This is a genomic window from Candidatus Bealeia paramacronuclearis (genome assembly GCF_035607555.1).
Taxonomy (GTDB): Bacteria; Pseudomonadota; Alphaproteobacteria; order UBA9655; family UBA9655; genus Bealeia; species Bealeia paramacronuclearis.
In genome coordinates this window covers 557,626-580,532 of sequence record NZ_JAVHWZ010000001.1, presented here as the reverse complement: position 1 = coordinate 580,532, position 22,907 = coordinate 557,626, and the positions used below count along the sequence as shown (strand labels likewise).

Genomic DNA, 22,907 nt, shown 5'->3' with positions numbered 1-22,907 from the left:
TGAGGCAATCTCATGGTCGACTTTATTTATGGCATTCCCAACGTATTACTCTTTTTTCTCATTTCGATTGTGACAGTCTTGTTTTCAATTGTGAGCCTTTTTGCTGTCAAAAGCTTTATCCCCCTTAAATTGAGGTATGCGGAAAACGAAGCGGTGGGTCATATTAGTGCAACAATAGCCGTTATCTATGCGGTTTTATTTGGATTCATTGCAATTAATCTACTTGACAACTTTAACACCGCCGAAAAAAGCACGCAAAAAGAATCAAGTGTTCTTGAAGATATTTATACAGATTCTAAATTGCTTCCAAAATCTATTCACAATTCTATTCGAATGGATGTTGAAGCATATATTATAGAAGTTATGGAAAAAGAATGGCCTGCACTAGAGAAAGGTCAAGATGTTTCTTCTTGGGGGGATGCTGTTTTAAATCGCATGGTTCACACCGTTCATAATTATACGACAAACAATTCAATGGATCTTTTTACACAACAAGAAATTTTAAAAGAAATAAAGTTGCTTTTTGATGCCCGGGAAGAAAGAATTTTTATGGGGAAATCCGCATTAAGCACTGACTTTTGGATTGTGATTCTCATTGGGGCATTTTTAACGATTGCGGTGCATTTTCTTTTTGGCATGCAATTTCATTTACATCTATTTTCTGTTGTTGGAGTGGCTTTTGCGATATCTTCTGTCGTGTTTTTGATTGTTGCAATGGATAGACCGTTTCGAGGAGAATATTGTGTAAAACCAGAAGGATTTGAGTTTTTAAGAGAACTTATTAAGAATGACGTGCAAAAGGAGACCTCTCCCCCTTGAGATACAATTCTAAATCTTGCTTTGATAAAATTTGACCATGTTCGCAATCATTTCGTTGCGTTGCGTTTCATCCTCTAAATTGAGATTACCGTTATATCTCCAAATTCTCTTTTGTCTTAAAAGGATCCACGACTGGGCGCATTTTCCAATTGTAAATAGCTCGTTATTCTTTTTGTCAAGCACTTCAAATACAGTCGTCTCATAAAGAGGAACCTTGCGGATTGTATAGTCATCATTTTTTTCATTCAGCTCTTGAGGGCCGTATTTTCCCGCCATCATGAAAGATTCAGAAAATATCAGAATTAAGAGGTACAGGCCAAAAATCAAAAAAGATTTCGTCATCGTTTCACCTCATCATAATGGGCACTCTTACGATTCTATCAGAAAAGATTAATAGTTTCTTAAAGGAAGGGTAAAATACGCAGAAAAAAGCCACTTACCCTTGCGTTTTTTCCAAAATATAAAGCCTTAGCGCACTGGAGAGGGAGCCTTTTCGAGAACTGTCAATTTCCAAAATAAGCGAGCTGAGTGTTTTTCCTTGAGAGAAGGCTTGCGCTTTCAGAAGCATCCAAAAGGGCTCCTCCAAAGAAATACTGGTTTTATGCCCCGCCAAGGTTAGAGATCTTTTCTTGAGTCGTGCCGAATTGACCTCCTCATGCCACATGAATTACTCTCCAATCATATTTTCTGGACGGACCCAGTCGTAGAATTGAGTTTCATTTAAAAGACCTAAGGCAAGTGCGGCTTCTTTCAAAGTTGTCCCTTCGTGGTGAGCTTTTTTGGCAATTTTGGCGGCATTGTCATATCCAATATGCGTATTCAGTGCAGTCACCAGCATTAATGATTGGGCCAAAAGTTCTTGGATGCGCTTTTCATTGGCCTGAATTCCCACCACACAATTTTCGGTAAAACTGATTGCTACATCTGACAAAAGGCGAATGGAGTTTAAAACATTGGAAATGATGAGCGGCTTGAAGACATTGAGTTCAAAATGCCCATTAGATCCGCCGACAGTCACGGCCACATGATTTCCCATAACTTGAGCGGCCACCATCGTCATCGCCTCACATTGTGTGGGGTTGACTTTTCCGGGCATAATAGAGGATCCGGGTTCGTTTTCAGGCAACAAAAGCTCCCCAATTCCAGATCTGGGCCCCGATCCCAAAAGGCGAATGTCATTGGCAATTTTCATGAAAGAGACTGCAATTACATTCAATGCACCTGACACTTCAACCAATGTATCGTTAGAGGCCAAGGCCTCAAATTTATTAGGAGCTGTGACGAAAGAAAATCCCGTGAGCGTGGCTACTTTTTTGGAAAATGCTTCGGCAAATCCTTTTTTGGCATTCAGACCCGTTCCCACCGCAGTACCGCCTTGGGCCAATTCATAAAGATGGGGAAGGGTTAATTTAATCCGTTCAATACCGTTTTTGATTTGGGTAGCATAGCCTGAGAATTCTTGACCCAAAGTCATCGGCGTTGCGTCTTGCAAATGGGTACGTCCGATTTTGATGATTTTTGCAAATTGATTTTGTTTTTCGCGAATAGCCGCGCCCAAAGTTTCAAGAGCGGGAATTAATCGGTGATGAATTTCAAGTACTGTTGCAACATGCATGGCAGTTGGGAATGTATCGTTTGAAGACTGTCCCATATTAACATGATCATTGGGATGAACCGGCTTTTTTGAGCCAAGCTCACCGCCTAAAATCTCAATGGCGCGGTTGGAGAGGACTTCATTCACGTTCATATTCGTCTGCGTGCCCGACCCCGTTTGCCACACAACCAAGGGGAACTGCTCATCCCATTGATGTGTCAAAACTTCATCGGCCGCTTGCACAATCGCCTTTCCAATTTGAGGATCCAAAACACCCAAATCCATATTCACAAGAGCTGCTGCTTTTTTCACAAGTGTCATGGCATGAATGAGCGGCAGAGGCATGCGGTCGGTACCGATTTTAAAATTATTGAGGGACCTCTCCGTTTGGGCACCCCAATATTTATCACTTTCAACATCGATGTTTCCAAAAGAATCTGATTCGATGCGGGTGGTCTTTATAGCTTTGGCGTGCTGTGTCATGATAGTCCTCATAATTGGAATTTGTAACAAGACGAACTCCACACACTGTCATACTGAATTTATTTCAGCATCTCGTTTTAGATCCTGAAACAAGTTCAGGATGACGATGATGTCGACGTCATTTTGAGTGAGATTCTAGCGGATGTTAGAGAGAAGTAAAATAAGCTTTATGAATTTGGCCCTTCAAGAGGCGAAAAAAGCCATCACCTTGGGAGAAGTTCCTGTAGGTGCTGTTTTGGTTTTAAAGGGTGATGTCATTGCCCGTGCTCACAATCTTGTGGAACAAGAAAATGATCCCACAGCGCATGCGGAAATGGTGGTGATTCGGGAGGGCTCACGAAAATTAGGAACCCCGCGCCTGCCAGAATGTGATTTATATGTCACGCTTGAGCCGTGCCCCATGTGTGCTCAAGCCCTGAGTTTTGCCCGAATTCGCCAAGTTATTTTTGGAGCTTATGACCCCAAAGGCGGCGGTATAGATCACGGTCCCCATATTTATGCTCATAAAACGGCCATGCACAAACCCGCGGTTATTGGTGGCATTGAGGAAACAAAATGTAAGGAACTTTTAAAGACATTCTTTCAAAGTTTGCGTGTACCTTGAAGCTTTGTTAAGCTTTCAAAAAACAAATCAGAAATGATCACAATAAAAATGATACTCAGGGCTCTTCTATTGGCATTTTTCTGTCTCAGCTTCTCCATGCCGCTTCTGGCGGGCACAGGAGAGGTAGGTGTGAGTGTCACCCGCAAAAAGGATGGCGTGAAACTCTTTTTTGAATATGGTATCGAGGTGAGTTATGGTGTGAATTCTGGAAAAGATCGCGTTGAAATCATCTTTGATACCACCAAACCTTTTGATAAAAAAACACTAAAAAAAGGATTACCCAAGGAATTTTCTTTTGAAGAGGTTCAGAAAAAAGACAGTGTCACCTCCCTCTTTTTAAAAACACCCCCTTTAACTTTGGTCAAACACGACCGCACCGAAAAAGGAATCACGATTGAGCTTTTTCCCGGTCAAGCCCCCAAAACTACGGAATATCCTGACAAACCATTGCCAGCACTTGCTATTCAGGACAAAGAAGTGAAGCCCAATCCGATCTCAGATCTTCTTGAAATTACGAATTCTGAAAATGGTGCGGAATTGAAGTTCAATTTTAAGGATATTCCGGGCCTTGCAGCTTATGAAAGAAATGGAAAAATTTACCTCATTTTTGACCGAAATATTAAGCTTGAAACCAAGGGTGCACTTTCCCCTGAAGTGGGAGTTATGGCGTTAAAAAGTCAAGGTCCTATTAGCGTTATGACGTTTATTTTAACCAACCCAGGAAACTACTTTGTGTCACTCCAAGACAATAAATGGGTTTTTAATATCGATTGGATTGAGAAAAAATCAAGGACAAAGGAATTGAAACCTTTTCAAGGCACTTTCACACTTTCTTCTGACAATAAAGTGATGTACGCTCTAGCTCTTCCTGAAAAAGGAACACCTTATGTTATGACGGATGAGGGTAAGGGTGACCCTCTGGTGATTGTCCCTTTAAAAAATGATGGTTACGCACTTTCACAAAATCATAAATATGTCGATTTTGAGGTGATTCCTACGCAACAAGGAATTGTGATTGCCAAAAGGCGAAGTGACCTTGAAGCCCAAGTTCAAAATGCCCAATTTCAACTCCACTCGCCTCAAGGGCTTGTGATTTCGTCCCAAAAAGATCGGGAGCGCGAGAGAAAAACCATGAAAACTTTGGCTCTCTATGAATTCAAAACGTGGCAGCACAATGATGTGGATTTTCAGGAGTTTCAGCGCGCCACTGAAAACAAAGCAGCAGAATTGCCTGCTGGAAAAAAAACAGAGCCTTATTTAGATCTTATTCGGCACAATCTCGCACATGGCCGCGCGGTTGAGGCTATTGGATTATTGCGCGTTGTGGATCAAGAGGATCCTCGTTTGAAATACGACATTAATTTTCATGCTTTAAGAGGAGCTGCACGTTTTATGATTGGGGATTCTCAGCTTGCACTTGAAGATTTAAAATATGAAGAATTAAAAAATGAACCAGAGTCTAAATTGTGGCAGGGATTTGCCCTTGCTGGACAAGGAAATATAAAAGATGGCCTTGCTTTAATTGAGCAAAATCTTCCTTTTTTGACGCTCTACCCTCAACCCATTAAGTCCATGCTTGTCTTAAAGGGAGCGCATGCAGCTCTTGCTGGAAATAATGTGGCGCTTACGCATAAACTTTTAGATCTTTTGAAAAATGAAAAGATTCCAGCCCCTCATCAGGAGGATTACAAGCTTGTTTTGGGCCTTCTCGAAAAAGCGGAAAAGAATACTGAAAAAGCCGGAGAGCAATTAGAAGAAGTTGCCAATGGACCTGATAATAAGGCCTCTGTTTATGCAGAGCTTGAAGTTATCTTGTCTAATTTGGAGTCCCATGACCTGAGCCCTAAGGAGGCAATAGAAAAACTCGAAAAGCTTCGTTATTCCTGGCGCGGTGATGAAGTCGAGTTTGATATTTTAGACGCCCTTGGAAAACTTTATATTGGAGAAGGTGATTATCGCAAGGGTTTGAGTGCCATGGCGTCTGCAGTTCAACATTATCCAAAAGCTAAAGGATTTGATGATCTCAGCAAAAGATTACATCAAGCTTTTTCAGATCTTTTTCTTGAAAAAAATAGTACCAAAATCCCAGCACTTACGGCCATTAGTCTTTATCAAAGTTTTAAAAGCTTAACGCCTCAAGGTGCAGAGGGAGACACAATTGTACTTGGTCTTGCCGATAGATTGATGACACTTGATTTGGCAGATCAGGCGATTGCGCTTTTACAAGAACGTTTAAAACTTTCTCCTCAAGCCAATATGCCACTCATTAAAAAATTAGCTCAAGCCTATATTTCCCAAAAAGATGGGGAAGGTGCGCAAAAAATGATTGATGATGCTCTTTTACAAGAAATGGATGAGGGGGATCGCAAAAGCTTAAGACGTCTTAAGGCTCAAATTTATGAAAAAAACAAGCAGTATGACGATGCTCTTAATCTTTTAAGTACAGATGAGACTTTTGAAGGGCTATCTCAAAAAGCTGAAATCTATGGAATAAAAAATCAATTCCCAGAGGCTGCGGCAACTTTAGGTCGTGCATTAGAACAAAAGAAACCCAGCGAAACGCCTGCCAGAAGCATTTTGAATTACGCACTTTATCTGAATAAAGCCCAAGATTGGAAAACTCTTGCCGATGTCAAAGCGAAATACACTCCTGTTTTGAAGGATCCTCAAGACAAAGCAGCCATTGAACTTTTGGTTCGAAATCGCGATGAAACCGCTTTGTTGGATCATTTGCAGCAAGAGCTAGATGAAGTTGATCTTTATGATTCAGTCCTTAAAAAGGAGGAGAAACCAAAACCGTGAATCATTACCGCGCAAACTATAATCGTGTTATCTTTTTGACATGTTTTGCCATCATGATGATCGTTGTTGGTATTGAAACGCTCAAATTTTTATCCGACAAACAGCGAGTTTTTGAAGATCTGCGCACGCGTCTTAAAGAACATGCTATGAGCTTTGAGATGAAGGCACAGACTATTCGTGATTATACGCAAGGGCTTAAAACGGGTGCTGAAAATAAAATTTATTATCAGAATAAAAAGCAAGATCACTCTTATCATTTCAGAGATGTGATCGAAAATCCAGGGGGAAAAACCTATTCCCTCGATATTAAAAGCCCTTTGGTGCAAAAAGATAAAGTCGGAAATCTGACAGGTCTTGGCAAGGTTTCAACTTTGTCCGAAAAGATCAAACAAGAAATCAAAATGGCACTCTCGTTAAATACAATTTTTGAATTGGCACTCAAAAATAATCCGGGGGTTGTATGGGTTTATTATACCTCTAAAAGTGGGTTTCAAAACATTTTTCCGTGGCTTCCCAGTGTAGATATTTCTTATTATGAGCAGATGCGGCAACGATCTTTTTTTGTTAAAGGATTGCCACAAAATAATCGTCTGAGAAAAAATTATTGGACTGAAATTTATCGCGATGGAAACGTAGGGGGGCCTCTTTATGATAAAGGATTTGTCGTCTCGAATTGCGCCCCTGTTTATGATGAGAATGAATTTTTAGGAGTTGTGTCTATTGATCTTAGTTTGCGCGAACTTGAGCGACTTTTAAATAGCTTAAAGCTTCCCGTAGGAAGTTCGGCCCTTGTCAATGATGATGACCAAATCTTAGCCATGCATGGATTTTTCAATGAAGAAGAGAAAACCATTCACCAGATTCAAGATGTTGTCCCCTCTAATATCTTAAATGATTTCATGAAAGAATTTAAAAATCCCCAGGCCAAAATTATTTCGCTCGGGAATTATTATGTTTATGTTCATCAACTGAGAGCCGCCCCCTGGCGTTTAGTGTATGTTGTTTCTGCGTGGGATTTATTTAATGCGGATCTGCTTCATGCTTTTGAAGATGTCATTATCATCTCAATTATCCTTATCCTTGTGATTGGAATCGGGTATTTTGTGGTGATGCGCGATTTTATTTCTCCCGCCCAAAAACTTCTCATTCATATTGAGAGGGAAAACAAGGGGCTCCCCCCCAGTCACAGGGACGTCCCAGAGCGTTGGAAATCTTGGTTTGAAATTGTAAGTCGCATTTTTGAGGAAAACCGCGTTCTTTTGACGGATCTAGAAAATCGCGTTAAATTAAGGACTACTCAGCTTCAGGAGAAGAATCAAGAACTTGAAAAAGCCCTTGAGGATCTTAAAAAAGCCCAAAACCAAATTATCGTTCAAGAAAAACTAGCCAGCCTTGGATCGTTAACGGCAGGCATTGCGCACGAAATCAAAAACCCCCTTAATTTTATCATAAATTTTACAGACCTCTCTTTGGATTATTTAAATGAACTGAAAAATTTAAGTCCGCAAGAACGCGAAATTATCACACTCATTTTGGCCAATATTGAAAAAGTCAAAGAACATGCCCACCGGGCAGACTCTATCGTCAAAGGTATGCTTTTGCACGCAAGCAGCAATCCCGGGCGATTTGAAAAGGCGGATCTGAATGCAGCCCTCGAAGAAGCCTTAGAACTTGCTTTAGGAGGGTTTCAAACGGATTTATTGGGCTTCCATGTCACAGTTGAAAAACATCTGTCCCCCGATTTGCCACTCATAAAATTCAGCATTGGCGATGTTTCCCGCGTCTTTTTAAATATGTTTAATAATGCGTGTTATGCCATGGCGGAAAAGTTAAAATCTCAATCCAATTATGAGCCCAAACTTATACTTGAAACAAAAGGAGTCGATGGTTTTGCGGAGATCATAATTGAAGACAATGGGCCGGGCATGTCCCAATCCGTGATCAAAAAAATCTTCACACCCTTTTTCACGACAAAAAATCCCGGAAAAGGAACAGGGCTTGGGCTGTCGCTCAGCTATGATATTATTGTGCAACAACATCTTGGATCGCTCACTGTGAAATCAAAGGTGGGCACAAATACAAAATTTATTATCCGTATCCCCGTTTCCTAATATTTACCAATTCCTTCGATGGGGTGGCCAGTAGGCTCAACCCCGTCCCGTTTCTCCGCCGATGCGCAGTTGAATGGCCCCGCTTTTGACAGCACGCTGGAGTTTTTCAAAGGCGCGTGTTTCAATTTGACGAACACGCTCGCGGGAAATCTTGAGATCTTGCGCAAGTTCTTCTAAACTTTTGGGATCTTCCAAAAGTCGGCGATGGTGGATAATTTTGGCTTCCCGTGGATCCAAAGATTGCAGGGCTTTGTGAAGAAGAGCATTTTTAACCTGACTTTCCCCCTTTGAGATGACAAAGTCTTCTTGATTGGGACTTTCATCGACAAGCCAATCCTGCCATTCATCTAAGCTTCCCGCATTCAAGGGTGAATTAAGAGAACTGTCCCCACCTGATTGCATTCTTTTGTTCATCTCAATGACTTCATTTGTGGAAACATTGAGATCTTCTGCAATGAGGGCAATGGAGTCAGCGCTAAGGAAATCAGACTTGTCTTCAAGTTCACCCTTCATACGTCTTAAATTAAAAAAGAGCTTCTTTTGGGCCGCGGTCGTTCCAATTTTAACCAATGACCAGGAATGCAAAACATAGTCTTGAATAGTTGCGCGAATCCACCACATCGCATAGGTGGAAAGACGAAATCCTTTGTCGGGATCGAATTTATCCACAGCACGCATCAGGCCCACATTACCTTCTGCAATGAGATCTGCCATTGGAAGACCATAGCCTTTATACCCTGCTGCCACTTTCGCTACCAACCGAAGGTGGGAGGAAATTAATTTTTCCGCAGCTTTTCTATCTTGATGCTCTTTCCATCTTTTAGCGAGCATAAATTCTTCCTCCGCATCAAGCATGGGGAATTTTCGGATTTGATCGAAATAATGCTTCAAGCCTTCCTGTGCATTAGGAATACTCAAGCTATTGGCTTTTATGGGAGTTTCAAGAGGTTCGAGTTCTGCTGGAATCATGGCCTAAATCGAAGTTGAAATAAGATGTCTATTTAAAGTCTAACACAGATTTTAAAATTCTCATATCTTCTGGTAAGGGGCAGGAAAAAGATAAGAGATCCCCTGTGCGCGGATGAATAAATTTAATTTGGGCCGCATGGAGGGCTTGGCGTCCACCCGTCCAAGGTACTTCTTTGAGATGGTTTTTTAAAAACTCAGGAACGCCTTTGGGCGGACGCCCATAAACGGGGTCCCCCAAAAGAGGATGCCCCAAATGCGTCATGTGGACGCGAATTTGATGAGTGCGTCCGGTCTCAAGACGGCACTCGACAAGGCTCGCTGTGGGGGGGTAGGTCTCTAAAACCTGATAGTGAGTGATGGCCTCTTTTCCACCTTCGGGAAGGACCGCCATTTTTTTGCGATCTTTGGGATGACGCCCCAATTGTGTACGAATAGTGCCCGTCTGATTTTTTGGAATTCCCCATAAAAAGGCTTGGTAGGTTCGCGATAATGTTCGCGTAGAAAGTTGATGACTGAGATGATGATGCGCCAAATCATTTTTGGCCACAATCATCAAGCCGCTCGTATCTTTATCAAGCCTGTGTACAATGCCTGGGCGTTTCACGCCCCCAATTCCAGAGAGAGACGTTCCGCAGTGCGCCAAAAGCGCATTCACAAGAGTATTGTCGTGATTCCCAGGCGCGGGATGGACGACTAATCCTGCAGGTTTATTCAAAACCAAAAGATCATCGTCTTCATAAATAATTTCAAGGGGAATATCTTGCGGTTCTGGAATGGCATCAATGGCCTCAGGAATCGTGATGACAAATGTCCAGCCCGCCTTCGTTTTTTGAGCGTGACTTTGAACAGCACGCCCCTCCACAAGAACATGGCCTTCCTCAATTAAATTTTGAATGCGGGTACGCGACAAATCCGGGCAGGCCAAGGATAAAAATTTATCCAGGCGAAGTCCTGCCTCTTGTTCTGAAACCAAAATCGTGCGAGTAGTCATAGCATTGTCCAATATCATGAAAAGAGATTAGCATATGCGCGCCATAAAAGTCCTGATTGTTGTGATGGGAATCCTTATTATTGCAGGCGTTGTTGTTTTAGGGATTAAAATTGCAGATCGCATGGAAGGAAAAGACGAACCCGAAAAGAAAGAAGACCTCATCACTTTACCACCTCATGCGCAAATTAAAGATTTTCAAACCCAAGACGGTCAGATAATTTTAAGGCTTTCGTTTCCCGGAACCACGCATGAGGAAATTTGGCTAATTCATGGAAAAAAAGGAGAGGTTTTGAAAAAGATTGTGACTCAAGATCTAGTTTGATAAACTCTTTATGCTTTTTTAAAAAGCAACAAGAAAATTGAGAAAACAAAAAGGGAGCTAAAAATGATTATGAATAAAAATTTGTGCTTTGCAGTTGCTGCTTAATTGCTGGAAATTCTTCTATTTTAGAGGCAACTTGTATGGATTTGAATACGGATCAAGGTAAAAAGGACTTGGCTGAAGCTTATACAACGTCTTCTAACCCTGAGATTGAGAAGTGGGCATATTCTTCCATTACAGATAATGGAGCGAATAAATTGTTAGATAACAATGCCGCTGCAAATAATATGCTCTACCAGTCCGATGTTTCTATTCGATTTTCTTCCTCAACAAACACAGACTGTATATATGAATTGATCAAGAATGATCAGGGTCAAATAACAACGTACTTAAAATTTAAGCTTACTAAACAGTAAAACAAAAAAAGATGTAGGAGCAATTTGAAAATGTCCGGTTAAGCAATTTAGAAATGTCCGGATTTGTCCTTAAGTTTTATGCTGATGCAGTCAGCAAGCAGGAGGATGAATGGAGACATTGTATAGCGAGGCCGAGATGGAAAAACTAAAGATATTGGATGACATAAAACGAGGTCTGCTGCGCCAAGGTGAAGGTGCGGCAGAGTTAGGTTTGAGTGCTCGGCAAGTGAGGCGTTTGCAGGCGAGAATTTCTGTTGAGGGACCTTCCGGGATTAAACGGCGTGCTATATCGGGCAGTAATCGTGCGCATTCAGAGGGCTTCAAAGCCAGAGTTCTTGAGGCAGTTCGGAATCGTTATGCGGATTTTGGTCCGACGCTAGCCAGCGAGAAACTGTTGGAGAATGAGGGGCTTAAGATCAACAAAGAAACTCTGCGACAATGGATGATAGCCGATGCATTATGGAGCGGGAAAATTCGGAAAAGCTCGCCTCTGCATCAATCCCGTCAGCGCCGCTCGTGCTTTGGTGAGCTTGTACAGATTGATGGGTCGCACCATGATTGGTTTGAGGGACGGCGTGCAAAGTGTTGTTTGCTCGTCTTTGTAGACGATGCCACCAGCCGCATCGTATCTATGCGATTTGAAGAATCGGAGACCACTGCCGGCTATTTCCGAGCCATGGAATCACACCTCGAGCAGCATGGTCTGCCTCTGGCCTATTATAGTGACCGGCACAGCATTTTTAAAACAACGCGCACAACTGACGGATATTACCAAGCTACTGAGCTGCATCGCGCCATGAAAGATTTAGGAATTGAGTTGATTTGCGCTTACTCACCCCAAGCCAAGGGCCGTGTCGAGCGGGCGAATCAAACGCTGCAAGATCGCTTAATCAAAGAGATGCGTTTGAGAGGTATCTGCGATATTGCGACTGCCAATGCCTATTTGCCGGCGTTTATCGAGAAGTATAACCAAAAGTTCGCCGTTGATGCGGCAAACCCGAAAGATCTGCACCGTGACGTACCTATCGACGCGCAAAGGTTGCGACGAATTTTATCTCATCACGTCACGCGCAAGCTTTCAAAAAACCTTGAATTCTCTTTGGAAGGGCAGGCCTATCAAGTTCAAGTGCCTGGAAAAGGCTATCGCTACCAGAATAAAAAAGTCACAATTTATCAACATTATACGGGGGCAATAGAGGTGATGCTTGGAGAAGAAGTCTTAAGCGTGATGGCGCTGGATAGGGTGACAAGGGGGCCCATTCTAGCTGATCGTAAGGACTTAGATCATGTTTTTGACCAGGAAATCTTCCCCAAAATAAACCCAGACTTCTTATTACCCACAGGGTCCACAGCCCCAAGTCTCTCTTGCGCTTGAGAGCGCGAGAGAGGGCTATGGACTTGTGGATAATAATTCAACTCAAAGCGGACATTTCTAAATTGCCTTGACATAAAACAAAAAAAGATTGAAAAATGGTAATATCTCCTTCCGCATACCTTTTGTGTGGAAGAAATTTTTAGTTTTCATCTTTAACTCTTGTAAAACGTCTTCTCAGGCCCTATCTCATCTTTATAACCTGTATTCTGAAAGTGTGTTGTTCATGCGTGATATTAAATTACCAGAAATTGTTTTGTTACATCCCCTGGCTGGAACTGTTTTATTACCGCGCGCGCAGACGACGCTTTCGTTTCAAACAACTCAGGAGCTAGAGATCTTCCAAAAAGGACTTTTGAGCGAAGGCCGTTACATTGGATTTGTACAGCCTATGGCTCAAAAGGCAGATCAGGAGATGCCTCTTTTTCGTCATGGGTCCTTGGCCAGAATCACAGGATTTCAAGAGAGTGAGACGGGGCGTATTTTTGTCTCTTTTGAAGGTGTCAGTCGCTTTGAAATTTTAGAAAAATTATCGCCTGTGGGCGGGCTTCATTATGCACGTGTGTGTTATGAGGCCTATCAAGGTGATCTTAAGGAAATTCACAAAGATCCTTTTGTCGATCGCTTGCGACTTTTGTCGGCTCTTAAAATTTATCTTCAGGATCAAGACATGATTATGGATTGGGACGATATTGAGGAAATTTCTGATGAGTTCCTTTTAAATTCACTGGCTCAAACGTGCCCTTTTGATAATGTCGAAAAACAAGCGCTTCTTGAGACGAAAACCCTTGCAGAAAGGTGTGAGATCATGACAACATTAATCGAGATGGCGTCACTAACTGGAAAAGGACGCATGATCTCTTACCATTAGAAAGGATGATGATGTCGAGCACTACTTTAAGCTCCAAACTTCTTGAGATGTTGGTTTGCCCATTGACCAAAGGGCCATTGAAATATGACCAAGAACATCAAGAACTCATTAGCGAAAAAGCAAAATTGGCTTATCCCATTCGCGATGGCGTTCCCATTATGCTGGTGGATGAAGCCAGAAAACTGGATTAACTCCAAATGGTGCGGATTCTTTCCTTGGCTTTGAGCCTCTTTGCCTTTTCTCTTCAGGGTATGGCGGACTTTAAGGAAGGAAGCCTGATTCGTGACGCTGAAATTGAAGGCATTTTAAAATCCTATATTTCCCCCATTTTTGAAACGGCGGGCCTCAACCCTAAAGATCTCAATCTCTTCCTTGTGATTACAAAGGAGGTGAACGCGTCCGCGAGTTCTAATCATACCATTTTCATCAACACCGGTATTATTTTGAAAATGAAAAACGCCTCTCAATTGATTGGCGTCTTGGCACACGAGACATCCCACATTTCAGGCGGACACGTGGTGCGGTTTCAAAAGGTAATGGATAATGCGTCTTTGGAGCACATTATTGCCATGGTTTTGGGCGGGGCTGCTGCTGCCGCTTCTGGAAAACCCGAAGCTGGTATGGCTGTTTTTTTAGGTGGCTCCCATTTTGCGCTTGCCAATTTATTTCGCTATAGCCAAGGACAAGAGGGGGCTGCAGATCAAGGCGCCATACGCATTCTTGAAAAACTAGGTTGGTCTTCCAAAGGCCTTGAGGAATTTTTGAGTGTGCTTATGGAAAAAGAGATTTTTGCAGAAAGCCGTCAAGACGGGTATATGCGTACCCACCCTTTAAGCCGAGATCGTGTCGAATCCATTAAAAATCATATCGCTCAATCTCAATACTCAAAATCATCACTCCCCCCCGGATTTGATGAAAAATTTACGCTCATGCAAACCAAATTGCGTGCTTTTATCGAGCCTGTGGGACGAGTTCTTTTAAATAACAAAGAATCCAGCATTGATCCTTTAGTGCACTATGCCCGCGCTATTGCTCAATACCGAAGAGCAGATCATGATCTGGCCTTAAAAGAAATAGAAGGGCTCATTGCCCAGAGTTCCGAAAATCCTTTTTATTGGGAGCTCAAAGGGCAAATTTTATTTGACAGTGGAAACATTAAAGAAGCCGAGCGCGCCTATGCCCGTGCCGTTGATCTTGCGCCGCAAGAGCCCCTTTTACGACTTTTGTGGGCGCAAACGTTGATTGAAAGCAATGATCCTCAAAATTTTGAAAAAGCCCAAACTGAGCTTTTGAGATCCAAAACCGATGAGAAAACCAATCCTTTGACGTGGCAGCTTTTGGCTGTCGTTTACGGAAAATCCAATCAATTGGGCCTGCTCGCCTTATCTTTAGCGGAAAAACATTTTCTCACAGGCCAATTAAAAGAGGCCATACAACAAGCCAAACGCAGCCAACAAACCCTTAAAAAAGATAGTATTGAATACGTTCGCGCCCAAGAGATTTTGGATCAAGCCCAAGAGATCGAAAAGAAGTCAAAATAAAAATTTTTAAGTTTATTCTTTTTACCGGAGGCTGGCTCGGACAGAAAAAGGAATTCATTCAACCGCCCTGTGTTTTTGGCGAGAACTGAACATTATCAAACCCAAAAGGATGAATAAAAGAAGAAGAGAAGATCCAATAGTGCCAAATCCAAACCCGCCATATTCAGGGTTTTTTGTAAGCAAGTCTCCCATAGTGGCTCCAAACGGACGCGTGAGCACAAAAGCGCTCCAAAACAACGTTGTTCTTGAAATAGACGTGAAAAAATACATCAAAACAATGGCGCCAATAATACTTGAAATCATTAAATTCGTCTCTGCATACCCAAGACCCGAGCTGTCAGAAAGAAAATCTCCAATGGCCGTTCCTAACGTATTGGAAATCAAAATGGCGAGCCAATAAAAACACTCTCCCTTGGAGCTTTTAATGTGGTCAACTGAAATCGTTCCCATTGAAAAGCGCCAGGAAGCAAGTGCTCCAATGAGTAATATTATTAAAATAGTGCTTCCCGTCGCATATCCCAAACCGAGTGTGCGATCCATAAAGTCAGAAATTGTAGTGCCGACCGTACTTGTTGCCAGAATGACTCCCCAATACAATAACGGATGAAATACTTTAGAAAATAATTGCGCCGCTAAAATAACCAAAAATCCATTCAAAAGAATTAGTGTGCTTGTCGCATACCCCCACTTGAACGTCATGGAGAGCATATCTCCACCAGTCTCACCTACGGTTGTTGCGCAAATTTTCATGATCCAAAATGTCAGAGTGACGTCGGCGATTTTACGCGTCGAAATTGAGGCCATTTTAGCTGTGTCCCGTTTCATGGTGAAGAGTTGCAGAATCAATGCCCAAGCGCTTCATAGCCTCGGCCCATTTGTGATGAACGGGAATGTCAAACATAAGGTCTTCGTCGGCATCAAGTTGCAACCATCCGCTTTCATGGAGCTCATGATCCAGTTGCCCTGGAGACCAGCCCGCATACCCCAAGGCCAATATACAGTTTTTAGGACCGTTTCCAGAGGCAATGGCCTCAAGAATATCTAAAGTAGCTGTCATCGATATATGTTCATTAAGAGCGACCGTTGCCGGATGTACATAATCGTCCGAATGAAGTACAAACCCACGAGTTGTCTCAACGGGCCCCCCGAGATAAATGGGAATATCGAGTTGAATGGGATCGACTGTGACTTGAAGTTGCTCTAAAAGTCCTTTTAAAGTCAAGTTCGGAACGGGCTTATTGATAATAAGTCCCATGGCGCCATTTTCATCGTGGCCGCAAATATAAATCAAAGCATGATCAAATCGAGGATCGCGCATTTGGGGTGTTGCCATTAGAAACTGGCCAGTCAGATATCCTGAGATTTCTTTCATAGGATGCACCCTCCATGTCTTTTCTTTTTATTTATATCAGAGAATATGTTAAAAATTGGTTACACGAAAGATAAGCTACGAAATATCACATGACCGTGTTGCGATTACTCAGCGCTCTTTTAATTTGCATAGCGTCCTTCAGCACGCTTTTGGCTGGGGAAACTCCTCCTTTTCCCATCACACTTGAGCTAGGACAAAAACAAGAAGATAGAGCTCTTTTGGGGTTAAGCCTTGATATCAAGGCGCCTTGGCAGGTTTATGCACCCTCCCCTGAGGGAGAGGTCGGATTTGGATTTCCTCCAGAACTCACTTGGGACAAAAGCCAAAACATCTCAGCGCTCACGCCCGAATGGCCTGTGCCTTTACGGGAGAAAATGGAGACAGGGGATACAGCATTTATTTATAGACAACCCACAACAGTACCTCTCACAGTAAAGCTTCAAAACGCAAAACAAGGAGGCGACATCAGGCTGAAAGTCACTCTTTTGGCGTGTTCAGATTTGTGTGTTCCTGTGGAAACAACCCTTCAGGTAACCCTTCCCCCGGGAGATGTTCTTGGGGACGAAGGCGTCCTTAAAACCCAAAAAGAAGTAGAGCTCGAGTATGAAGGCTTGCCCATTGGGATGCTGATTTTGGGTGCCCTTTTTGGCGGATTTATTTTAAATTTTATGCCCTGCGTTTTGCCTATTCTTTCGATTAAACTTTTGAGTCTTGTGAAACACGCCAAAAAAGAGGATATGACACGGGCAAAAAAAGGCTTCTTGATCTCAACTCTTGGGATTTTGACCTCCTTTCTCTTGCTGGGGGGGGTGGCTGTTATACTCAAAGCTTCAGGCGAGGCCGTGGGCTGGGGAATTCATTTTCAAAATCCTTATTTCTTAAGTTTTATGTTTGCAATCCTTTTTCTTTTTGCAGCCTCCCTTTGGGGGGTTTTTGACTTCCAATTACCCGAAACGGTAAATCATTTGATTTTGTCCGAAAACTCTCAAGGCTATACCAAAGAGTTTTTGATGGGTATGTTTGCAACGCTTTTGGCAACGCCTTGCTCAGCTCCTTTTGTAGGGAGCGCTGTGGGTTTTGCTTTGGCACATGACACCAAAGAAATTCTCTTTGTATTTTTAACATTAGGCATTGGATTTTCAGCACCCTATTGGATTACAGGACTTTTACCCAAGCGTTTCTTCTGGCTCCCTAGGCCGGGGGCTTGGATGCTGATTTTAGAGCGGATCCTGGCTTTAGGATTAACATTATCTGTGATTTGGATTGGATTTTTACTCCTGCCCCATGTACCTCTTTGGGCGCTTGGACTGATGGGTGGGGCTTTGATCATTCTCTCCCTCATCATTCGTTTTCATGAGCAAGGAAAGCTTTGGACATTTAGAACAACGATTGTGACAGGGCTTTTTTTGCTTTTGGGTATTGTCACGTTTCCTGCCACGTTCAGAGCGGAAAAAGATGCGAATTATGCCAAAAAACTGGAGAATGCAACTTCCGTCCTTGAGATTTGGCAACCCTTTGACCCGGAAGTTATTCCTCAACTAGTGTCTCAAGGGAAAACAGTATTTGTCGATATAACCGCTGATTGGTGCATGACGTGCAAAGCCAACAAACAATTTGTTTTAAATGCTCCAAAGATGAAAGATATTTTAGCCTCCCCGGATGTGGTGGCCATGCAAGGGGATTGGACGAAACAAGATGATGAGATCGCAGAATTCTTGCAAACTTATGCCCGATATGGGATTCCCTTTAATGCTGTTTTTGGACCTTTAAAACCAGAAGGTAAAGTTTTGCCCGAGCTACTTTCCGAATCAATTTTAGAAGAGGCTTTTGCAACAGTGGGATTTAAATCAAACAATATTCACAACCAAAGGAGAAAATAATGATGATTGAAATCGGAAAAGAAGTCCCCGTGGTGGGCCTTAAAATCATGACATCTGAGGGAATTAAAGATGCCTCTTTTGAAGGCATCTTTAAGGGTAAAAAAGTCGCTCTTTTTGCAGTGCCTGGAGCGTTCACACCCACCTGCTCAAACATTCATTTGCCCAGCTTTTCCCAAGAAGCCCAAGCTCTCAAATCCAAAGGTGTGGATGCTGTGTATTGTGTGGCGGTGAATGATCCTTTTGTGCTTGAGGCTTGGAAAAAATCGGCCAATATTCACGATGAAATTCAAATGCTATCTGATGGCAACTGTGACTTCACACGCGCTTCTGGAATGGAACTCGATGGTCGAGGGGCAGGCCTTGGTTGGAGATCCAATCGCTACAGCCTTTTGGCAGAAGATGGCATTGTGAAAGTTTTGAACATCGAAACCGCGCCAGGCGAGTGTAAAGTCTCTGATGGAAAGACACTTTTAAGTCAACTTTAGAGGTAAAGACTTGAGCTTAATTCATTATCTCATCATCGGTTCTGGTGGGGCATTGGGGGCGGTTTCTCGTGTGGTGCTGACCAAGGCTTTGCCAGAAACCGTACTTACGTCCTTCCCACTGCAAATTTTTGTAGTAAACGTTTTGGGGTGCTTTGTTATGGGATTGTTGGTTGAGCTCATGGCCCTTTATTGGTCGACCCATTTACATTTAAGATCTTTCATCACCACAGGATTTTTAGGAGGCTTTACCACTTTTTCTGCCTTTGCCTTAGAGGTAGGACTTTTGGTTGAAAAAAACATGCACGGCTGGGCCATTTTTTATGCGATCTTAAGCGTGACCCTCAGCCTTTTGGCTTTTTTTATGGGAATGAAATTAGTGCGGTGGGTGTGAGCACCAAGCCTCCTCACAATAACGAATGAATACAATTAGTAACAACACCCCAAATGGAAAAAGCCATGTTTTCGGTGATCTCGATATCCTGATAGGCTGGGTTTTCTGCACACAAAACGACTTTATCCCGCATTTGAGAAAGACGTTTAACGGTAAATTCGCCATCGAGTGCAGCAATAATAATATGCCCTGAGGTGGGAATAATGGCCCGATCTACAACAAGCATATCCCCTGGAAAAATTCCCGCACCCGTCATGGACTCCCCGGTGGCTTTTAAAAGAAACGTAGATTGTTTGTGCTTCACAAGATGTTTTCCCAAATCGACCATATCTTCAATATGGTCATCCGCAGGAGAGGGAATGCCTGCTTGAACGTGACTGGAATAAAGGGGCAGCGAGACTTGCGAGAGCATATCTATATCCAAAGCTCCCATCCAAAATACATCTGCCCCCTTTGAACTTTTAAGTTTTTCGTTAAAATTGGCCGCCAGTTGTTTGACGGACTCCTCCAAAATAACAGGGATTCGAATGGTTTTTGTTGGAATATTATTTTTTTTACGACCCGCATTTAAACGAAATCCACCGTGCGATGATGATTGAGTCATTGGAATCCTCCTTGATAAAAGTGACAAAACAATAAAAATTATTTTTGTCACAAAAATCAAAAAAGTGCAAGGGGGGTACAGTATTTTTTCTCAAAGATTATTCCGTTAACAATTTATTAACTATTAGTTAACATTTTGTTAACCATTTAAATATAGCATTTTGATCGCCATGTATATATAGTCATATGTGGTTGGTACCATTTTGAATTTAATCAAGAATAAAAACAAGGCAGGGTTTGGGTTCAAAGTATATGGAGCAACTTCTCCATTCAGACCTCGCCCACCTTCAATTGACTAAATGAGAACTGGTTAAAAAACCGTTCCACAACACAGGGAAGGAAACTCCAAAAATGACACTACGACTCTCAAAAATAGCTCTCGTCACAACAGCTCTTATGACGCAAGTCTCTATGCTGAGCGCGGTGCTGACACCTGTTCAGGACCTCACTGAAACCAAGCGCACGTCGCCCATAGCCAAGCAACTTACAACAGATGGTGTATGGCATTCAACCGTAGCTTCCGACCTTGATTCAACCCTTGATGGCGCTACTTTAGGAACAATGATTGTAACACCAAGTACCGCACAATACTGGGGATTTGACTCATCAAGTAATAAGCTGCGTGTTTTGGCAACAAGCAACAGCGCTTGGAGCCTTTATGAGCTTGTCCTTTCCGCTTCATGGAGTGCAACATCCACATTAACGCTTGCGGAAACCAAAAGAGACGGAACAACCGGCCCTGGAAGTCCAAAATCACTTGTTCTTACAGCTACAAAAACAGGAACGCCAGCGGATTTAACACGTGCTGGTTTGGTCACCTTTTTGCAAGGAAGCTCACTTACAGGACTTTCTACAACCACAGGAACAGGAATAACCCTCACCAGTACAGCCGCAGCTATTACAGGCTGGGGTTTTACGGCGCGTTTCTTGGACAACGGCAGCACGGCCTTTGCAGGAACTTTAGACCCTATTACTCAAGGGTATACGTTGCCACTCACACTGTCAGATGGAGTGACCACAAAAAACTTAACAACAATCGTTGACTTAAGTCAGTCACTGGTTGCGGCCAATAGCACAACTGCTGTGCCTTTTAAATTTACCAACAATCAATTGGAGGTTGATTTTAATACGTATCCTGGAACATTTGTGCGTACAGCTTCAGTTAACACAGGATATCTCGGGGCCGTCAATGCCTTTACGGGACGTGCGATCACCAGCGGTGGTTTTTATAACAACGTGGTCTTAGCCGATAACGATCTTATCGACATTGTGGGGGTCACAAGCGGAACTGTTTATTCGAACTTAGCCGCAAAAGCAGGAACGCTTGTTTCTGCAAGTGGTTATGCTGTTGGAAGTTTTGGAAGCTCGGCCCTTACTAACACCTATGGCTTTACATACCTTGGGAGTACGGACCTCACAAACGCCGTGTGGTCAAGTGACAATGCGAATCTTGTTCTTACAGGAACAGTGGGAACTGGCGTGACTGACACCTTTAAAGTGGCAATCACGGGACCTATTATGAAAACAGGGACTCAAGAAACATTAATACTGACCTCAGCCACAACCGGCCGTGTCGTTTTCTTGCGAACTTTTGATTCAACGGGCATTGATGAATCTGGAGTAACCGGTGTATCTTCATCAATGAAGAATGCCATCGTTGCTAATGCATTGGCCCAATTGTTCAATGGCGTTGTGACAACTGTCGCTCATAAAACTTTTAACCAAATTTAATACCTGTATGTGGAATGGGAGTGAGGCATGAAATCAAGCCTCACTCTTTTTTCAATTTTTTTTGGTAAACTCAAGGAAAATATAGTGCCTTCTCCTGAGGCAGGAGTTTCCACCCAAATTTTTCCACCGTGGGCTTCGATAATTTTTTTGCAAATACACAATCCCATGCCTGTCCCTGGATAATCACTTAAGGGATGAAGTCGATTGAAGATTCTAAAAATACTTTTATGAAACTTAGGGTCAATTCCGATTCCATTATCTTGAAATGAAATTATCCAAAATTTCTTTTTTTCGAACATAGTTATTTCGATACAGGACTGAGGATTTTCATTAAATTTCAGTGAATTGCTGAGAATATTTTGAATAACACGGGAGATTAAAGCCATATCTCCCTCAATTTTCGGAAGATTAAGCGGAACCCGAACCTCAGCATTTTTTTGACAAATTTTGTCTTCAAGGGACATTTTTACAGATTCAATAATCGAACCTAAAGAAAATGAACTCACACGCAAACATTGGGTTCCAAACTGAGAATAGGCAAGCAACCCATTTACAAGATTGCTCATATGCTTCACATTTTTTGTAATATTGTCCAGATAATCTTTTGAATTATTATCAAGATTATCTTTTAATTCGGATTCCAAAATTTGGATGTAGTTTGAGATTGTCCTTAAAGGCTCGTTTAAGTCATGGGCGCAAATATGAGCAAATCTTTCAAGCTCTGAATTTGAGGTGTTCAAAGCTTTAATGATGGATTTCATTTTTTTCTCAAGCGTTTTTCGCTTTGTGATTTGTTCCACAAAAAGAATAATGCCACCTATTGTATTTTCATCCTCATACCAAGGTAGAACCTCCCACCGAAACCACTCAATGCTGCCATCTGCACGTTTGAAGATATCCTCATCGGACTTTAGGTTCTCTCCCTGAAGTCCTCTTTGATGAATATCTTTCCATTTTTTAGGAATGTCAGGCACCACCTCGTACATATTTTGACCCATAATAAGCGTAGGGTTCAGGTTCGTTTGCTCGTTCCAGCGCTTGCTTGTAACCAGATAGTTGAGATCATTGTCAAATACGGCAAGGGCAGCGGGAATATTCTTGATAATATTTTCAAAAAAAGTTTTTTGAATTCCGGCCTGGATAATCATCCTCTTGTCCTGACCCGAATGAATATTTATTTTTCTGTTTTTAGACTCACGACTTTTTAAAAATTCACTTTTAAATTGAGCCCCTCCGAAAAAACACTCAATGGACATAAACTCTCCTTAATTCATTGTTTATTTTAAAATAAATATTTTGGGATGGTTTTTTTATGAAATTTTTATTTTTCAGGGTATATAAAACACAAGTTTTTCAGCCCATTTTTATTTCAGATTTTTTTAGCCCTGAATTCATCACTCCTCCCCCAGTCTGTGTCCTGATGACTATTTTTAATATGCTTAATATGCACACAGAAATAATAGAGGGGAGAACTTAATATGAGTATGTTAAAAACAAGCTTCAATTCAACCAATCTTATTTCAGTTCATCTCGTCATAAAAAACTGATAT

23 protein-coding genes are annotated in these 22,907 nt (G+C 42.2%); 14 read left to right on the top strand and 9 right to left on the bottom strand.

The window, feature by feature from the left end:
- Nucleotides 1-12 precede the first annotated feature (12 nt).
- Nucleotides 13-819: a bestrophin-like domain gene (locus tag Bealeia2_RS02985; protein WP_462346297.1), complete on the top strand. Its 807-nt coding sequence runs from the start codon at nucleotides 13-15 to the stop codon at nucleotides 817-819.
- Between the two features lie 9 nt (nucleotides 820-828).
- Here Bealeia2_RS02985 and Bealeia2_RS02980 read toward each other — a convergent pair whose 3' ends face one another.
- The 3 genes from Bealeia2_RS02980 to fumC all read right to left on the bottom strand — a co-directional run bounded on the left by Bealeia2_RS02980 (nucleotide 829) and on the right by fumC (nucleotide 2,896).
- Nucleotides 829-1,161, bottom strand: coding sequence for a hypothetical protein (locus Bealeia2_RS02980; protein WP_331255648.1), 333 nt, complete (start codon nucleotides 1,159-1,161; stop codon nucleotides 829-831).
- 94 nt (nucleotides 1,162-1,255) lie between these two features.
- Complete coding sequence (locus Bealeia2_RS02975) at nucleotides 1,256-1,483, bottom strand: ribbon-helix-helix domain-containing protein (RefSeq protein ID WP_331255647.1); 228 nt, start codon at nucleotides 1,481-1,483, stop codon at nucleotides 1,256-1,258.
- 3 nt (nucleotides 1,484-1,486) lie between these two features.
- Nucleotides 1,487-2,896: a class II fumarate hydratase gene (gene fumC, locus Bealeia2_RS02970; RefSeq protein WP_331255646.1), complete on the bottom strand. Its 1,410-nt coding sequence runs from the start codon at nucleotides 2,894-2,896 to the stop codon at nucleotides 1,487-1,489.
- 169 nt (nucleotides 2,897-3,065) lie between these two features.
- Between fumC and Bealeia2_RS02965 the strand changes: the two genes are divergently transcribed.
- The 3 genes from Bealeia2_RS02965 (at nucleotide 3,066) to Bealeia2_RS02955 (ending at nucleotide 8,413) form a co-directional block, all read left to right on the top strand.
- On the top strand, nucleotides 3,066-3,500 hold the full coding sequence (locus tag Bealeia2_RS02965) for a nucleoside deaminase (protein ID WP_331255645.1): 435 nt from the start codon (nucleotides 3,066-3,068) through the stop codon (nucleotides 3,498-3,500).
- Nucleotides 3,501-3,629: 129 nt separating this feature from the next.
- On the top strand, nucleotides 3,630-6,302 hold the full coding sequence (locus Bealeia2_RS02960) for a tetratricopeptide repeat protein (protein WP_331255644.1): 2,673 nt from the start codon (nucleotides 3,630-3,632) through the stop codon (nucleotides 6,300-6,302).
- Nucleotides 6,299-8,413 (top strand): ATP-binding protein, encoded by a 2,115-nt coding sequence (locus Bealeia2_RS02955; protein ID WP_331255643.1) that lies wholly within the window; start codon nucleotides 6,299-6,301, stop codon nucleotides 8,411-8,413. Before Bealeia2_RS02960 ends, Bealeia2_RS02955 begins: the two co-directional genes overlap by 4 nt.
- 36 nt (nucleotides 8,414-8,449) lie before the next feature.
- Here the strand turns inward: Bealeia2_RS02955 and rpoH are convergent, their stop codons facing one another.
- A complete protein-coding gene (gene rpoH, locus Bealeia2_RS02950; protein WP_331255642.1) occupies nucleotides 8,450-9,382 on the bottom strand; it encodes an RNA polymerase sigma factor RpoH in 933 nt (310 codons plus the stop codon).
- A 28-nt stretch (nucleotides 9,383-9,410) separates the two neighbouring features.
- Entirely contained in the window at nucleotides 9,411-10,373 is a 963-nt protein-coding gene (locus tag Bealeia2_RS02945) for an RluA family pseudouridine synthase (protein ID WP_331255641.1), read from the bottom strand.
- A 34-nt stretch (nucleotides 10,374-10,407) separates the two neighbouring features.
- Here Bealeia2_RS02945 and Bealeia2_RS02940 point away from each other — a divergent pair, with 34 nt between their 5' ends.
- The 6 genes from Bealeia2_RS02940 (at nucleotide 10,408) to Bealeia2_RS02915 (ending at nucleotide 14,895) form a co-directional block, all read left to right on the top strand.
- On the top strand, nucleotides 10,408-10,695 hold the full coding sequence (locus Bealeia2_RS02940) for a hypothetical protein (RefSeq protein WP_331255640.1): 288 nt from the start codon (nucleotides 10,408-10,410) through the stop codon (nucleotides 10,693-10,695).
- A gap of 140 nt (nucleotides 10,696-10,835) precedes the next feature.
- Nucleotides 10,836-11,111: a hypothetical protein gene (locus Bealeia2_RS02935; RefSeq protein ID WP_331255639.1), complete on the top strand. Its 276-nt coding sequence runs from the start codon at nucleotides 10,836-10,838 to the stop codon at nucleotides 11,109-11,111.
- A gap of 109 nt (nucleotides 11,112-11,220) precedes the next feature.
- Nucleotides 11,221-12,486, top strand: a complete 1,266-nt coding sequence (locus tag Bealeia2_RS02930; RefSeq protein WP_331255482.1) for an ISNCY family transposase — start codon at nucleotides 11,221-11,223, stop codon at nucleotides 12,484-12,486.
- 223 nt (nucleotides 12,487-12,709) lie between these two features.
- The gene (locus Bealeia2_RS02925; protein ID WP_331255638.1) at nucleotides 12,710-13,354 is read left to right on the top strand and encodes an LON peptidase substrate-binding domain-containing protein; all 645 of its coding nucleotides are present in this window, start codon (nucleotides 12,710-12,712) and stop codon (nucleotides 13,352-13,354) included.
- A gap of 8 nt (nucleotides 13,355-13,362) precedes the next feature.
- Nucleotides 13,363-13,545 carry a Trm112 family protein gene (locus Bealeia2_RS02920; protein ID WP_338453421.1) on the top strand — a complete coding sequence of 61 codons (183 nt, stop codon included), beginning with the start codon at nucleotides 13,363-13,365 and terminating at the stop codon, nucleotides 13,543-13,545.
- Nucleotides 13,546-13,551: 6 nt separating this feature from the next.
- Entirely contained in the window at nucleotides 13,552-14,895 is a 1,344-nt protein-coding gene (locus Bealeia2_RS02915; protein WP_331255636.1) for a M48 family metalloprotease, read from the top strand.
- A gap of 54 nt (nucleotides 14,896-14,949) precedes the next feature.
- On the opposite strand, the gene Bealeia2_RS02910 is transcribed toward Bealeia2_RS02915, so the two are convergent.
- Both Bealeia2_RS02910 and Bealeia2_RS02905 read right to left on the bottom strand, forming a co-directional pair.
- Nucleotides 14,950-15,720 carry a COG4705 family protein gene (locus tag Bealeia2_RS02910; protein WP_331255635.1) on the bottom strand — a complete coding sequence of 257 codons (771 nt, stop codon included), beginning with the start codon at nucleotides 15,718-15,720 and terminating at the stop codon, nucleotides 14,950-14,952.
- Nucleotides 15,701-16,267, bottom strand: a complete 567-nt coding sequence (locus tag Bealeia2_RS02905; protein WP_331255634.1) for a YqgE/AlgH family protein — start codon at nucleotides 16,265-16,267, stop codon at nucleotides 15,701-15,703. Before Bealeia2_RS02905 ends, Bealeia2_RS02910 begins: the two co-directional genes overlap by 20 nt.
- Before the next feature lie 89 nt (nucleotides 16,268-16,356).
- Here Bealeia2_RS02905 and Bealeia2_RS02900 point away from each other — a divergent pair, with 89 nt between their 5' ends.
- The 3 genes from Bealeia2_RS02900 to crcB are packed head-to-tail and all read left to right on the top strand — an operon-like array spanning nucleotide 16,357 to nucleotide 19,023.
- Entirely contained in the window at nucleotides 16,357-18,147 is a 1,791-nt protein-coding gene (locus Bealeia2_RS02900) for a protein-disulfide reductase DsbD family protein (protein WP_331255633.1), read from the top strand.
- Nucleotides 18,147-18,632 (top strand): peroxiredoxin, encoded by a 486-nt coding sequence (locus Bealeia2_RS02895; protein ID WP_331255632.1) that lies wholly within the window; start codon nucleotides 18,147-18,149, stop codon nucleotides 18,630-18,632. Before Bealeia2_RS02900 ends, Bealeia2_RS02895 begins: the two co-directional genes overlap by 1 nt.
- A 10-nt stretch (nucleotides 18,633-18,642) precedes the next feature.
- Complete coding sequence (gene crcB, locus Bealeia2_RS02890; RefSeq protein ID WP_331255631.1) at nucleotides 18,643-19,023, top strand: fluoride efflux transporter CrcB; 381 nt, start codon at nucleotides 18,643-18,645, stop codon at nucleotides 19,021-19,023.
- 13 nt (nucleotides 19,024-19,036) lie between these two features.
- Here the strand turns inward: crcB and Bealeia2_RS02885 are convergent, their stop codons facing one another.
- Nucleotides 19,037-19,627: a LexA family protein gene (locus Bealeia2_RS02885; protein ID WP_331255630.1), complete on the bottom strand. Its 591-nt coding sequence runs from the start codon at nucleotides 19,625-19,627 to the stop codon at nucleotides 19,037-19,039.
- A 350-nt stretch (nucleotides 19,628-19,977) separates the two neighbouring features.
- On the opposite strand from Bealeia2_RS02885, the gene Bealeia2_RS02880 reads away from it, so the two are divergent.
- On the top strand, nucleotides 19,978-21,357 hold the full coding sequence (locus Bealeia2_RS02880; protein ID WP_331255629.1) for a hypothetical protein: 1,380 nt from the start codon (nucleotides 19,978-19,980) through the stop codon (nucleotides 21,355-21,357).
- Here the strand turns inward: Bealeia2_RS02880 and Bealeia2_RS02875 are convergent.
- Nucleotides 21,354-22,613: an ATP-binding protein gene (locus Bealeia2_RS02875; protein WP_331255628.1), complete on the bottom strand. Its 1,260-nt coding sequence runs from the start codon at nucleotides 22,611-22,613 to the stop codon at nucleotides 21,354-21,356. The genes Bealeia2_RS02880 and Bealeia2_RS02875 overlap by 4 nt on opposite strands.
- Nucleotides 22,614-22,907 lie beyond the last annotated feature (294 nt).